Genomic DNA, 13,036 nt, shown 5'->3' with positions numbered 1-13,036 from the left:
TGAATCCCCTTCTTTAATTACTTAAAAACAATATACTTTTTCATCAAAAAATTGCTCAATGGATTCCTTTTTCCGGACGATAAATAATTCACCCTCTTCAGCGGCTACGATACAAGGGCGCTCTTTAATAAATGGAGGATTAAAAACGATTGTGTAGGCTCCCACATTCTCAAATATTATATAGTCATTTTTCTGAGGCAGTTCAGCTTGAATTTCATGTGCTAAGTAATCCTTTTCCATACAGGTATAGCCGACAATGTGGAAAACTTGTATTGCATGAGCAGTCTCACTTTTTCTGATTATCTTCATTGGAAGATTATGTTTGTGCATGGTTGGTTTTATATTATGAACACTGCCATCAACTAACACAAAAGTCTGATTTCTAATTGTTTTCGTTTCAATCACTTTTGCAATAAAAATAAAGGTATTGGCAACCATTGCCATTCCAGGTTCTACTATTAGCGTTGGTTTTTTTTCAAAGTTGCTAAACTCATGATTCATTATTTGACAAATCACTTCTGCATAATCATCGAATGTTGGGACACTCTTTTGAAAGGATAGAGGTAATTCCCCATAAATACCTCCACCAATATCTATGTAGTCTAAATTATCTAACCTATTTTCTTTAGCAATGTCGCAAAGTGTTTGAGTTATTCTCCTATATGATTCAACCTCTCTATTCCTTGTTGAAAAATGTCCATGCAACCCTGCCAACTGAATGTTTTCTAGCGCCGCCAATTTATTTAGCGCATCTTGCAGATTTCCATTTTCTACACAAATACCAAACCTGCTAACCTCATATCCTTCTTGAAGAGCACTAGTTCCATTATGGGAAATATCAAAATTTAACCGGAGTCCCACTTTAATTTGTTGGTTTGGATTATTTAATGCATATTCTTTTACAAACTCAAGTTCATAAAATGAGTCAATATTAATGATACTTTCATTTTTTAAAGCTAAATTAATATCGTCTTTACTTTTTAATGGGCCATTAAAGATGATTCTTTTGGGATCTTCACCCAATTTAATTGCCAAATCATACTCTAATCTTGAGACAACTTCAGCGTATGCACCTAGCTTTGACAATTCCTTGCATAAATAGGGAAGGTAATTTGTTTTATAGGAATAACCAATAATAAAGTTTTCATATCTACTGTTAAAAGCGTCTGCTATTTTTTTGTAGTTTTCTCTTAATTTATTGACATTTAAAATGTAAAAGGAGGACCCCCACATCATTTCTAGTTCACTAATTATTTTATAGTCGAACATAAAATTTTTCATCCTTCTTAGCTAATTTAGGACACTCAAAGTTCACCTTGTCAGCAAAATAATTAATTACTGAGCCATCAATGTTTTCATCAAATTTTCTTGCAAAATAATCATCCGATTCCTCAATTAATTGACTATCTTCGCTTGTTAAATCCTGCGGTGAATTTTGCGAACTTAATGTTTCACCCCATTTTAAAAACAATAGGTTGTTATCAATCACATCTGTTTTATACTGAGAATTCATAATTAAAGTATGAAAAAACCATTGATCAGGCACCAATGAATGTTCAAAATATTTATAAAACCATTCATTTTCATCTAAAAATCGGATAATGTATTGCGCAACTTCATAGGGCACTGTGAACCACTGTGAGCCTTTATATAATGAGTATTCCTCGGGTAATTTGTTTGGATTAGGGAAGATATTTATCCCCTTACGATATAAGCCTAGGACAATACTTCGAAAAACCCTGGCAGGGTGAAAACTAGCATAGCGTTTTCGGATAAATTTAGGCCAAGATATCTCCATTAAACCCGAATTAAATCTGCCTACATTTCCTAACGTCATAAATATTTTTCCTTTGTTATTGATTAGGAAATCTTTGAAACCCGCTTTCACCAGTAAATCCTGCCCGCTTCTTAAGCAAACAAAATCATACTCCTTCTCGGAAGCTACTACTTCTCTCAACAATCGAATAGTGGAATCGACCTGACTTATATCTCCCCATTCACAAATGCCGCATTGTTGTAAAACCTTCACAAATGGACTTTTCGCTATTCTTTCCTTTAAATTCTGATAATTTCTTTTATCAATATGAACAAATACATCTGCTTGTTTTTCTGAAATTAACTGCTTAATAAATTTATTTACTTGGTCTGGGTTTTGGTGAATCTGTAAAATATATGCAGTTCGCAAAGAAGAATTCAATTTCATTCACCTCTTTCAAATAATTTCTTTGGTTCCTTAAAACGAACATATTTGTAAAAAAAAATTTCTTTCCTTATTGGAGTAGAATTTTTCAAAGCGGCCAATTTTTTAAAGCATCCAATAACGGTCCAAAATTATCGATTAATGCTAGGTTCATATCCTCATCATTAGTTTTAGTATTAAAGAGCGAATTAATATTCCCCAATATTTTCTGTTCATCAAAGATTTCAACAAAAATAATATAATTTAGATTAGCCAGCCACTTCTTATAAGTACTGGCGATTTTATGATTTGTATTCGGTAACACGACACAAGGTGTTTTCGTAATCGCGCAAAAAATCATCCCATGTAACCGATCCGTGACAACAACCTTTGACTTTTTAAAGGCAGTCCAAATATTTTCTAATGCTTGTTCCTCACAGTCTTTTGGGAATTCCCCAATATGAGTGTCATAATAATGAACATTTGGATATAGTTGTTTAATTGATAATAAAAGGCTTTCTTTTAGCTTATTTGATATTTTTTGCTCCTGATCGTTCCTTAAACACAGGATGACTCCATCCCGATTTAATTTTGGCTCGATTAAATTAAGGGATAAGACAATGTCAGGGACTAAATAGACATGATTATCACTAAAGCTTTCTTTCATCATTTCATAGGACTCCGGCTCCCTTGCAAAGAGGTGCAAATTTTTATGTTTAGCGTATACCTTGATACTTTTGTTTAAAGATTTATCTCCTTTAAAATCCATTGTTTGAGGGAATGAGATAATTTTATTCTTTGGGAAAAGCTTAATGATCTGGCGTCTACGAACCTCCAGCCCCTCGTATACGTCGCCCATATTTCCGCCGCCAATTGTGGTAATAATATCTTTTGGGTTTATTGATTTCTTTAGTCCAGAAAGCATTCCAAAATCATTAGCATATACCGTTATCATTTTATAATTTGGAAAATGCTCCATTAAAAACTTTTTTTGTGCATAAGTAATTGAAATATCACCTAGGTTCCCGTAATTTGCAGCAATGGTCACTATTATTTTTAACTCATTTTTTGAGATTTGAGGATATCTACTTTTTTTGGACAATAAAAACTTAAGTTTTAACTTCCACTCAATTGGTATTATATTTGTATATTTTGAGGCCCCTATTTTATTTAATATTTTTATCATTCCGATTCGACTCCGTAGATTTATAGACTCATATCCGCTCAAATTTCTAATTTCTTTGCTTAATTTCTTCTCATTTTTTTAAATCTGTCATTGTGCAGCCATTTATCAACCAATATAAGCTTTTGAGGAATTTTGTATCCAGGTAATTTATCTTTACAAAACTGCCGTAATCGGATTCGGAAATCCTTAATTGTTTCCGTTGTTGATAGCTTTACAAATGCTTTGACCATTTGGCCGGTAATAGGGTTAGATTCACCGCAAACTGCCACCTCTGCTACACCCTCCATTGATTGAATGATACTCTCCACTTCAGCAGGATATACCTTTTCCCCACCAACATTAATGACCTCCGAAGTCCGGCCAAGAATTTTAATGTAATCCCCGTCGACCTCTACTTCATCCTGAGTCATGAACCAGCTATCTTCTGTATAGGGTGATGGTGCATTGAGATAGCCCAGCATGGCTGATTGAGCCTTTATTTCCAGCATTCCATTTCTCACCCGCGTTTGAAATTCCTCTCCGCCAACCTTCACCCAAAGCGAATCGGATGATTTTGATTTTGAACGCAGGATCCCTACTTCAGATAGGCCGTAAGTCTGTAACAGACGTATATGCGGAAATAACGAGTGGAATTTCTTCAGTGTTGTTTCTGGCATTACTTCCGTTCCATAGGTGACTAACTCAAGACTTTCTAAATTATATCCAGCATAGGCTTCACTTAGCATCATAAGATTAAGAAATGTTGGTGATGTTGGGAGAGTCTGTACTTGATAATTATCGATTGCTGAGCAGACAGACGCCGGTGATCGGTCTTGAACTGTAATAAGACAGCCGCCATTTGCAAATGTATAAAACATTGTGTTCAGGCCGCCGATATGATCGAAAAGTAAAAAGGCAATCGTCCGCTTAGCATGCCTTGCTCTTTTAAACTTTTCTAATAATGGCACGAAATCGTGAACGGCTGCCTTACTCTTACCCGTGGATCCTGAAGAAAAGAGAATGACTCCAGGGTGTCCAATTTGACGGAGCTTGGCATAGATTTCATGCGTAGCTTTCCTATTCTGTTTAATAATTGAGATATGGTCATCAAGATTTAAGGAAATTAGATATTCTGCTTCTGCAATCATACAAAACTCTTCTTTCTTTTCCTTCACCTCTTTACTTAACAAGGCGATAATACATTCTGATTCAATCAAGGCTAACAAGAAGGCCACAGCTGCTGGGGAAAAATCTGCTTCGAATGCAACAACACTTCCGTCAGGAAGATTCTCTTCCGCCAATTTCAATTTCCAGTTTTCAAAAAGATCTAGCATTCTACCGTAGGAATAGGCTTCATTATGCCAAATAAGCGCTTCTTTATTGAAATTTTGCTTAAACTGTTCCAGCATAAAATCGATAAACATTTAAACCCCTCCTAGAAAAAGAGTTTGCCCTGTAATAAATGAACTTTTCTCCTGTAGATAAAAATCAATTACATTTGCGACATCCTCTGCAGTTCCATACCTTTTTATTGCCTGCCTATCGATAATTGCAGCTAACTTTTCCTTTGGAACCGCACGAATTAAGTCTGTTTCAATGGGAGTGGGACCTATCGAATTCACTGTAATTCCGTAAGCAGCTAACTCTTTGGCAATGACTTCGGTAAATGAGATAACGGCAGCCTTTGATGCTGCATAAACTGATTCCCCCTCAAGCTTCAAAGGAGCAGCTACCGTGGTGAAATTAACAATCCTTCCATAACCATGTTTCTGCATAAGCTTTGAGGCTTCTCTACAAAAGAGAAAAGTACCAATCACATTAGTATTCAATATCTTGTTTACAGTCGAGAGCGGCGTCAGTATAAAGTGATTCATCGATGCTATACCGGCATTATTAATCAGATGATCTAGTCTTCCATGCTTTTTCCTAATGGATGAAAATAGCGACTTTACGCCATCTTCATCAGAGACATCTACCTGAAAGTGCTCATACCCTTCGAGACTCCAATCCGGTTTGTTTCTACTGCAGCCAATCACAAAATGTCCCTGACGTATATAATATTGGGCTAAATATTTCCCGATGCCCTTTCGAGTGCCGGTTATTAAGGTTATCGGTCTGTCCACACTGGCATCTCCTCTTCAATTAATCTAGAAATATAATCAACTAGTAGACCCGCCTTTAAAAATGGACTTGTTTTTTGAGACATGGCCTTCTCATCTGCCAAAATGAAGGATATCGCAAGCTCATCTTCGAGCGCCTGTTCAACCATGACAATTAATGAAACTAATCCTAATGAATCTAGTACTCCTTCTTTTCCAAACAATGGAGCAGCTTCACCTAATTCAATCGGGATTTTCTGTTCGTAAGTAATATTAAATTCTTCAATTGCAGATAGCACAATATTGGAGATCTTTTCACGCATATAATATCCTCTTTCCTTAAAAGGCTTAAACTTCAATTGGATCTAATATAAGAGTTGAAGAAAGACTAAGTGAACAGGATGCCCATGATAATCCCACACCAAACCCGCAGCAAATCACCTTTTGCAGTTGATTACCTTCAGTTAATACCCGGTGTTTGAGGGATAACATCAAAGGGATTGACGCTGGTCCAGTATTGCCAACATTTGCTACGGCAATCGGGACAGAATTCAGCGGAAGCTTCATTTTCTTACGTAAATACTCAAGCATAAATTTGTTGGCTTGGTGGAAGGCAAACGTACCTACTTCGTCTTTTCTCCACCCTGTTTCATGAAGGAGCTCATCAATCATCGGAGGAATTTCTCTCAGAGCAAAGGACATGATTTCCATTCCATTCATTCGCAAGGTTTCTTCATTACGGATATTCCCATCCTCCAATTCAATTGGAACTGATGTCTCATCACTGTGCGGCTTTCTAGACCCACCTGCCGGAATGATTAAGTTTTCAGCTCCAGAACCATCAGTCCTTAAGATAAAATGTGAGATTGATTCACCTTTTTCAACAAGCGCTGCGCTGCCTCCATCTCCAAATACCATCCGAACAGACCTGTCTTTCGGGTGAACCATTCTTGTTGAAGTATCACCGGAACAAACTAGAACTCTTTCATACCCAGCAGCTTCAATCATCATTGCAGCTTGGTATAGGCCATAGACAAAGCCTGAACAGCCATAATTAATATCAAAGGCAGCTGCAGTTGTCGGGAGCCCAAGCCTATGCTGCAGTAAAACACTGGTTGCAGGCATTTTATAATCCGGTGTTTGGGAAACAAATACAATCCCATCAATGGTTGCCGGGTCAATTCTAAGTTTTCCCAGTAATCCTTCAGCTGCAGCTAGACATAAATCCGATGTACATTGATCAACCCTGGCAACCCTGACCTGTTCAATCCCTGTACTGGCTATTATCCTTTTTACCTCTTCTGTTCCGTATAAGGAAGATAATGAGGTTAAATCAACAGAGTCAGAGGGAATGGCGCTGGCGATACCGCTAATAACTGATTTAGTAAACTTCGACTTCAATTTGATCACCCATCTCTGCTAACTTTAGTTATTCTATATAATGTACTTTATCATCATTTTCGTTCCTTTTAAAGAACGAAGTTGCATAATTATTAGTCTTTTAAGATAAAATTTAACTCATAGATAGGATCATCGACAAAAAGCTTAGCTTGAGCGAAGATTGATTTTAAATCTTGTCTACTTAAAGAGGTCTTAAGTAATTTTTTTATTAACGATTTTTTATTTAAAGAAATCATGCCTGTCTTAATCTCATTAAAGTCATTTTCATTACTTTGATGGTTGATCGCTAGTTCCATAAAGTTAACCCCAGCATAGGTGGAATGCAGCATACTTCCCCAAACCCTTGGATTGCATTCTAATACAAAAATGGTTCCTTCTAGTTCATTACATCTTAAATCAAAGTGGATGATCCCGGAAAAATGAAGAGCTTTAACAATTTCTTCACCAATATTTAAAACTTCTTTATTATGCTCAAATACTAAACCCCTGTCTGTTCTTCTATTTATGATCCATGCTTTTATATTTCCATTTAAACCAAAAATACCTAAGTTGATATCGTAACCTGGAATATATTCTTGAATTACCAGCGGGATAGAGGTTTCACCTGTTACCTTATTTAATTCATTCAAATCGTCTGACTTTAATACGTTTTTTGAGTTTTCACTATCCAGTGGTTTGGTTATTATTGGGAAATGTAAACTTTTTATATTTTCCATATCTAAAGGGTCTAATAATACTGTCTTCGGTGTTGGAATATTGTGTTCTCGTAAGAATTGGTAAAAGTCCCATTTATTATTTAGCATTGAAAGTGTATGATAATCCGAAATAGGGTAATGATTTTTATAGTTTTTACAGTCCGTTGCATATTTACTGATATATAAAGTTGAGCGAATCCCAGTGGGAATGACGTAATTAAGGTCATTTTCACATATAAGTGTTTTGATAATCTTATTGATATTTTGACAATCAATATGTAAATCCCGTTCTTCTATTTCATAAACAGATTTACATAACTTGGATAATGAAACTGATTGAATTAATTCTTTGGTCCCAATAAATGAAAACTTAATTTTACTATTTAATAGACTTCTAATCACACATCTTGTTAAACCTTTGTGGCAGCCTACGATTATTACATTCATATTAACCTCCCAAAGCTGATTTTCAACTTTAGATAAATAAACGTAAAATATTCCCCACCTTTAAATAGGCGGGGAAAAAATATAAAGATCGTTTATTTTAAATCTTGCTCTAACACAGTTACTAATTTTTGGGATAGCATTTCCCAGTTAAAGTTTTTTTCTAAATAACGTTTCCCGTTCGCCCCCAATTTCTCACAGAGGGATTTATTTAAACTAAGGGAATCTAAGGATTCAGCCATTTCAACTGGGTTTTGCGCCCACACTATACTTCCAAAGTCATCCAGATCCCCAACCTTCATCGTGCTATTTACAACAATTGGAAGCTCCGCTGCCGTATAGTCATACATTTTATTAAAGCTCATTCCCCATTTATAAAGTTCTGCATTGTGCATCGATAGCAGGCCGACATCACAGCTTTCTAATAATTTCGGAATATACTCTTTCGCAACTGAAGGAAAAAAGATTACGTTCTCCAGCTTTTCCTCCTCTTTGAACTTTATTAATCTCTCTTTCTCCGGTCCTTTTCCAAAGAATAATAAACATACTTTACTATTATTTTCTTTCAACTCCTTAGCCGTTAACAGCAGTGGCTTTAGATTATCTGACATTCCATGGGACCCAATATAAATGGCTTTAAAGTGATCTTTTAACTTACTATTTATGAATTCATCCAAATCATTTGGGAGTTCCTTTGCATTATCAAACCGCTTAATATCAACGCCATTTGGCAGGACTAAGACCTTCTCTTTGCTTATACCCTTGCCTTCGATATAATTTACAGCATTCTTAAAGAGAATAATGATTCTATCTGACTTTTTGTACAAAAAGATTTCTAACCAACTTAATAATTTGACGATTGGATTCCGTTTTGAAACTTTCCCTAAATCGATTAATGTTTGCGGCCACAAATCCCTTTCTTCAAAATAGAACTTACTTCCTTTCATTTTTGAAATTATATAACCTAGTAAAGCCGCAGGCGGATGCATTAATGAGCCGATTATTACATCTGGTTTCTCCTTCGTTTTTATGGCGGTTAGAAAGGCTCGAAATGTATAGCCTAATATATTCCATACCCTTTTAAAATCATTCTTTTTATACTGACATGTTTTGATCCATACAAATTCAATATCATCAATTGATTCTATTCTTACTTTTTCTTTAGGATTTATAATATTTGTATCGGCAGCTCCATGATGTTCAAATGATGAGGCAAATATTTTGACATTGTAATTTTTACTAACTAGTTCTTTTGCTAAATCAAAATGGCGGGTCCCTCCACTTGATTTTGGAGTAATGGCATAATGATTAAATATCCATATATTCAACGTTACTAACCTCCTTATTAAATAAATAATCAAGTGAAGTTAAGCCGGGCATGAAATCATTATATTTTTGGGGATAGATGACTTCTTGAAATTCATGGTATTCAATCTTTATATTTTCTGCTTTAAACATGGTTTCATCTAAATACTTTTTACCACTTGGTCCTGATAAATAGACTGTTCCACCCACTTCTTTTACAAGATTCACTAACAAACGGGAACTATTTCCTTCTATATTTAATAAGGAGGCATTTAAGGTATTGACTTTTAAATCCAGCATACTTTGAATCACCTGAATCCCTTTAGTGGTAAAATCAACCAGTAACGCATTTTCTTCTTTGTATAATTCCTTTATTCGATTAAATAAGCTATCAAAGTTTATGGCGCCGCTATACAAAGATTCAATGGTACTAAGATGTTTTTTCTTCCAATCATTTTGATGATTCATTTCCACATTATTTGTCATTTGAAAGGCTCTGCCTTTTGTTTTCACGGGCACTGTTAACCATTGAGGACCATTTGGGCCTTTAACCTTCACTCTATTTTGAAATCCGCCTTTTGTAAATTGGACGTTATCAAGAAAGATAAACATATCTGATTTGGCCATTTTATCAAAATAGCCTAACCACGGGAAAAGGTTAGGCTGATGAATTGAAACAATCACTTTATTCTCTCCTTCAATGCTATAAATTTATCCGCAATACTTCGAACGCCTCTGCCCATTCTTTATTAATCTGTGTCCCTCTCACTCTTGCAAGTCCCTCAATAAACTCCTTAGTAAAATATGGCCTGTGTAATTCAATCTGAGAGGTATAGGATTGCAGTGCCTCCCATTTACTAACAATATGATGATAATTTAACTCCATAAACGCCTGAGTAGAAAAGGTAATATGATTCCATGGAAGCTCATACCCCAAGATCGACAGGTTCTTAAATGCCCTAATTCCTTCTGAATAGATGACTTGATGATCTTGATGAACGTCTTTTCCGGACGGCAGGAAAACAAGATCCGGGTTAATTTTGTTTTTAAGTTTTATTAAATCTTCTAAAATATCCTGTCTGTAATAGGATAATTTTCTAACTTGATAGTTATAGACAAATAAACATTGCTTTGGAATTTTCATTATTTCCATTGCATGATAGAATTCTTTCTCTAATAAATTGTTAGGTGCTCCTTTTGGTACTGATTCCTCAGCAGTGGAAAAGACGGCAATAAAAACCTCGGATCCTTCATCTAATAATTTAGCAATCGTCCCACCGCAGCCTAATTCTGCATCATCCGTATGCGGCGCTAGTACTAAAATTCTTTTATATTTCAAAACAATCATCCCTTATCATTTACATTCATTAGCAAAAGCTTTTATAGATAGATATCAACTTGCTGCTTTCAGCTTCCCAATTATAGTCTGTTTCCACTGCTCTTCGGCCATTATTCCCCATTCTTTCCGCTATTTCCGGGTTCTCAAGCAGATAATTTATGGCGGCAGCAATGGCTTCGTGGTCCTCTGGATTTACACAAATACCACATTCGTTTTTCTCAATAATTTCCCGCCAGAGCGGAAAGTCTGAGCATATGACGGGAATGCCGGAAGACATGTATTCAAACATTTTATTAGGCTGTGCGTTAATATGATTAGGCTCTGGTAAAAACGTTACTAACCCTGCTGCTGACTTAGAAAGGAGGTTTTTCAATTCGTTTCTGTTTAATATTCCTAGATAATGGACGTTTTCTTGCTTATCCATTTTCTCCTTATTTTCTGAACTAATTGGACCGGCAAATTCTATTGCACCGTTAACCAAATTTGCCGCATGAAGCAGCTGATTTACTCCCCTCATTTCCGCTATTACGCCGATATAGCAAACCGAATTGGCCTTTTTGACAGTCCCTTCAGTTTGCGCGTCCAACAATTCATTTATTAATGGATAGTTATTAATATTAACTGTATTAAGATTGGCCTTCTTAAATCGTTTTGTAATAAACGGTGTTGCCGTTGACAGAAAATCAAATTTCTTTGAACTGGTATTTTCAAAGACTTCAAAAGCATATGCTACTGGTTTTCGAATCGCTGCAGAAATCCAATGCTTCGACAATATCGCTCTTGGCACGTCCTCATGAATATCATAAATTACTTTCTTCCCAAGCCGTTTTAATTTCAAGCCAATGGGAATAAGTTCAGGGTCATGAAAATGATAGACATCTGCATCAATTGCTAACCCCTTCTTGTAAACTTGGTTAACCGTCTTCGTCATTCTTTTAAAACGGCTGTCATCCCCTCTCATGACCCCATGCAATTGGACACCATCAACCTTAAAATCACCTGTATCCGGAACAACATAATGCACCTCGAAACCAGCTTGAACTAATGAACGGCATTCCTTGATAAAAATCCTTGTATCATTATGGTCATGTACGGATGTTAAATGGCAAATTTTCATTGGAACTCCCTCAAATTATTTTGATTTTCTACAATGACCTTTTGTTTAAAATTCGTCATAACAAAAGTCGATACACCAAGAAAGGCAAAATAATATCTATTTTCATTGATATCACCACTAATAAGTGAATTAATAAAATAAAAGATTAGGATAGAAGTCAGCATTAAGGAGAAAAAGGAAAAGGTTTTGTTTGCAGCATGTAAGTCCCTAATAATATACACGTGCAAAAATAAAAATAAGATAATCCCAATTAACCCCAGTTCAGAACCTAGTTCTAACATGATATTATGGGGATAATTCTTAATGTCCATGCCATCATGTAATAGTGGCCACGATCCTATTCCGTTTCCAAATAGCAAGTTTTCCTTCCAATATAATAAACTTTGGTTATAATACTCTAAACGGGTTGCCGCAGAAGCCCCCATCCCTTGCTCTTGAAAGATAACCATTATTCTTAAGAGGGCAGTGGGTAAATTATTAGTAAAATAAAGAAAACCAATATACAACATTCCAATGAAACTGGCAGCGGCTACATAAATAACACTAATATGGAGTTTAAATGTCCTATTCCTGATAAAACATCCATAAAAAAGGATAGGAAATAGCGAAAAGATAAATGCCAAAAGCGGTCCTCTCGCTCCGGCATTCAGAATATTAAAGAGCATAAATAATAACAGAAAGGCTAAAAAAAGTTTTGGCACTTTTTTCTTCTTTAAAAATAGCAAAATATACGTTACAATAATTGCCGCCAACCCCAAAACCCGGCTAAATTCAATATAATTCCCGCCTAAAACATTTGTAAATTCCCCCTTATTAACGTTGACAAAAATTCCTTCCACTGACATCCAAGTTCCAAATAAAACACATAAAAATAAGAATCTTTTCAATCTCTCCAACGTACTTGAAATAATTATTGTAGTTGCTGCGATTGTCCAGGATAAAATAGTGCATACAAAAAAAACCTTTTCATGGGCATAAATAGTACCTGGAGTCCACAATAGTGTGAGCAGTACATAGCCCGCAAAAACGCTAAATAGAAGAATAAACTTGAGATCCTTAACATTTACTTTCAGTTTTTCCTTCCAGATAAAAATATATAATCCGCTTAAAATGCTCAATCCAAAAAAGAATAAAGTAAAATCAATCGGAAACCATGCAAGTTTTGGATTCGCCTTATAACTTCCTGCAAATAAAAATAAGGTAAAACACATTTCAAAACTCAATAGGCCATTTATTATTCGTCTCAAAACATTTAGATTTAGATTTAGCATCAATGGTCTCCAAACCTCAAA

General features: G+C 35.5%; 13 protein-coding genes. All 13 read right to left on the bottom strand.

From position 1 onward, the window contains the following. Window positions 1–21: 21 nt before the first annotated feature. Window positions 22–1,281 carry a type III PLP-dependent enzyme domain-containing protein gene (locus RTR43_RS01185; RefSeq protein ID WP_312469056.1) on the bottom strand — a complete coding sequence of 420 codons (1,260 nt, stop codon included), beginning with the start codon at window positions 1,279–1,281 and terminating at the stop codon, window positions 22–24. Continuing rightward, window positions 1,256–2,197, bottom strand: coding sequence for a beta-1,6-N-acetylglucosaminyltransferase (locus tag RTR43_RS01180; protein ID WP_312469055.1), 942 nt, complete (start codon window positions 2,195–2,197; stop codon window positions 1,256–1,258). The genes RTR43_RS01185 and RTR43_RS01180 overlap by 26 nt, the downstream gene beginning before the upstream one ends. A gap of 91 nt (window positions 2,198–2,288) precedes the next feature. Beyond that, window positions 2,289–3,365, bottom strand: a complete 1,077-nt coding sequence (locus RTR43_RS01175; protein WP_312469053.1) for a polysaccharide pyruvyl transferase family protein — start codon at window positions 3,363–3,365, stop codon at window positions 2,289–2,291. A gap of 59 nt (window positions 3,366–3,424) precedes the next feature. Beyond that, the gene (locus RTR43_RS01170) at window positions 3,425–4,768 is read right to left on the bottom strand and encodes an ANL family adenylate-forming protein (protein WP_312469051.1); all 1,344 of its coding nucleotides are present in this window, start codon (window positions 4,766–4,768) and stop codon (window positions 3,425–3,427) included. Further along, window positions 4,769–5,467 (bottom strand): SDR family NAD(P)-dependent oxidoreductase, encoded by a 699-nt coding sequence (locus RTR43_RS01165; RefSeq protein ID WP_312469049.1) that lies wholly within the window; start codon window positions 5,465–5,467, stop codon window positions 4,769–4,771. Beyond that, window positions 5,452–5,766 (bottom strand): acyl carrier protein, encoded by a 315-nt coding sequence (locus RTR43_RS01160; protein ID WP_312469047.1) that lies wholly within the window; start codon window positions 5,764–5,766, stop codon window positions 5,452–5,454. Before RTR43_RS01160 ends, RTR43_RS01165 begins: the two co-directional genes overlap by 16 nt. Window positions 5,767–5,791: 25 nt before the next feature. Next, the gene (locus RTR43_RS01155) at window positions 5,792–6,844 is read right to left on the bottom strand and encodes a 3-oxoacyl-ACP synthase III family protein (RefSeq protein ID WP_312469045.1); all 1,053 of its coding nucleotides are present in this window, start codon (window positions 6,842–6,844) and stop codon (window positions 5,792–5,794) included. 92 nt (window positions 6,845–6,936) lie between these two features. Next, window positions 6,937–7,986 (bottom strand): ATP-grasp domain-containing protein, encoded by a 1,050-nt coding sequence (locus RTR43_RS01150; protein WP_312469043.1) that lies wholly within the window; start codon window positions 7,984–7,986, stop codon window positions 6,937–6,939. A 92-nt stretch (window positions 7,987–8,078) separates the two neighbouring features. Continuing rightward, window positions 8,079–9,311: a glycosyltransferase family 4 protein gene (locus RTR43_RS01145; RefSeq protein WP_312469041.1), complete on the bottom strand. Its 1,233-nt coding sequence runs from the start codon at window positions 9,309–9,311 to the stop codon at window positions 8,079–8,081. Then, complete coding sequence (locus RTR43_RS01140; protein ID WP_312469040.1) at window positions 9,292–9,972, bottom strand: WbqC family protein; 681 nt, start codon at window positions 9,970–9,972, stop codon at window positions 9,292–9,294. The genes RTR43_RS01145 and RTR43_RS01140 overlap by 20 nt, the downstream gene beginning before the upstream one ends. A gap of 19 nt (window positions 9,973–9,991) precedes the next feature. Continuing rightward, complete coding sequence (locus tag RTR43_RS01135; RefSeq protein ID WP_312469039.1) at window positions 9,992–10,627, bottom strand: PIG-L deacetylase family protein; 636 nt, start codon at window positions 10,625–10,627, stop codon at window positions 9,992–9,994. A 28-nt stretch (window positions 10,628–10,655) separates the two neighbouring features. Further along, the gene (locus RTR43_RS01130) at window positions 10,656–11,744 is read right to left on the bottom strand and encodes a glycosyltransferase family 4 protein (RefSeq protein ID WP_312469038.1); all 1,089 of its coding nucleotides are present in this window, start codon (window positions 11,742–11,744) and stop codon (window positions 10,656–10,658) included. Further along, the gene (locus RTR43_RS01125) at window positions 11,741–13,015 is read right to left on the bottom strand and encodes an O-antigen ligase family protein (RefSeq protein WP_312469036.1); all 1,275 of its coding nucleotides are present in this window, start codon (window positions 13,013–13,015) and stop codon (window positions 11,741–11,743) included. Before RTR43_RS01125 ends, RTR43_RS01130 begins: the two co-directional genes overlap by 4 nt. Between the last annotated feature and the right edge of the window lie 21 nt (window positions 13,016–13,036).

This window comes from Neobacillus sp., assembly GCF_031988165.1.
In the GTDB taxonomy this organism is placed as follows: Bacteria; Bacillota; Bacilli; order Bacillales; family Cytobacillaceae; genus Neobacillus; species Neobacillus rhizosphaerae.
This window is presented reverse-complemented; position numbering and strand designations above follow the sequence as displayed.

Coding starts and splice junctions, on each gene's coding strand:
- RTR43_RS01185 (WP_312469056.1), bottom strand. CDS start 1,281: ATGAAAAATTTTATGTTCGACTATAAAATAATTAGTGAACTAGAAATG.
- RTR43_RS01175 (WP_312469053.1), bottom strand. CDS start 3,365: ATGATAAAAATATTAAATAAAATAGGGGCCTCAAAATATACAAATATA.
- RTR43_RS01170 (WP_312469051.1), bottom strand. CDS start 4,768: ATGTTTATCGATTTTATGCTGGAACAGTTTAAGCAAAATTTCAATAAA.
- RTR43_RS01160 (WP_312469047.1), bottom strand. CDS start 5,766: ATGCGTGAAAAGATCTCCAATATTGTGCTATCTGCAATTGAAGAATTT.
- RTR43_RS01150 (WP_312469043.1), bottom strand. CDS start 7,986: ATGAATGTAATAATCGTAGGCTGCCACAAAGGTTTAACAAGATGTGTG.
- RTR43_RS01130 (WP_312469038.1), bottom strand. CDS start 11,744: ATGAAAATTTGCCATTTAACATCCGTACATGACCATAATGATACAAGG.
- RTR43_RS01125 (WP_312469036.1), bottom strand. CDS start 13,015: ATGCTAAATCTAAATCTAAATGTTTTGAGACGAATAATAAATGGCCTA.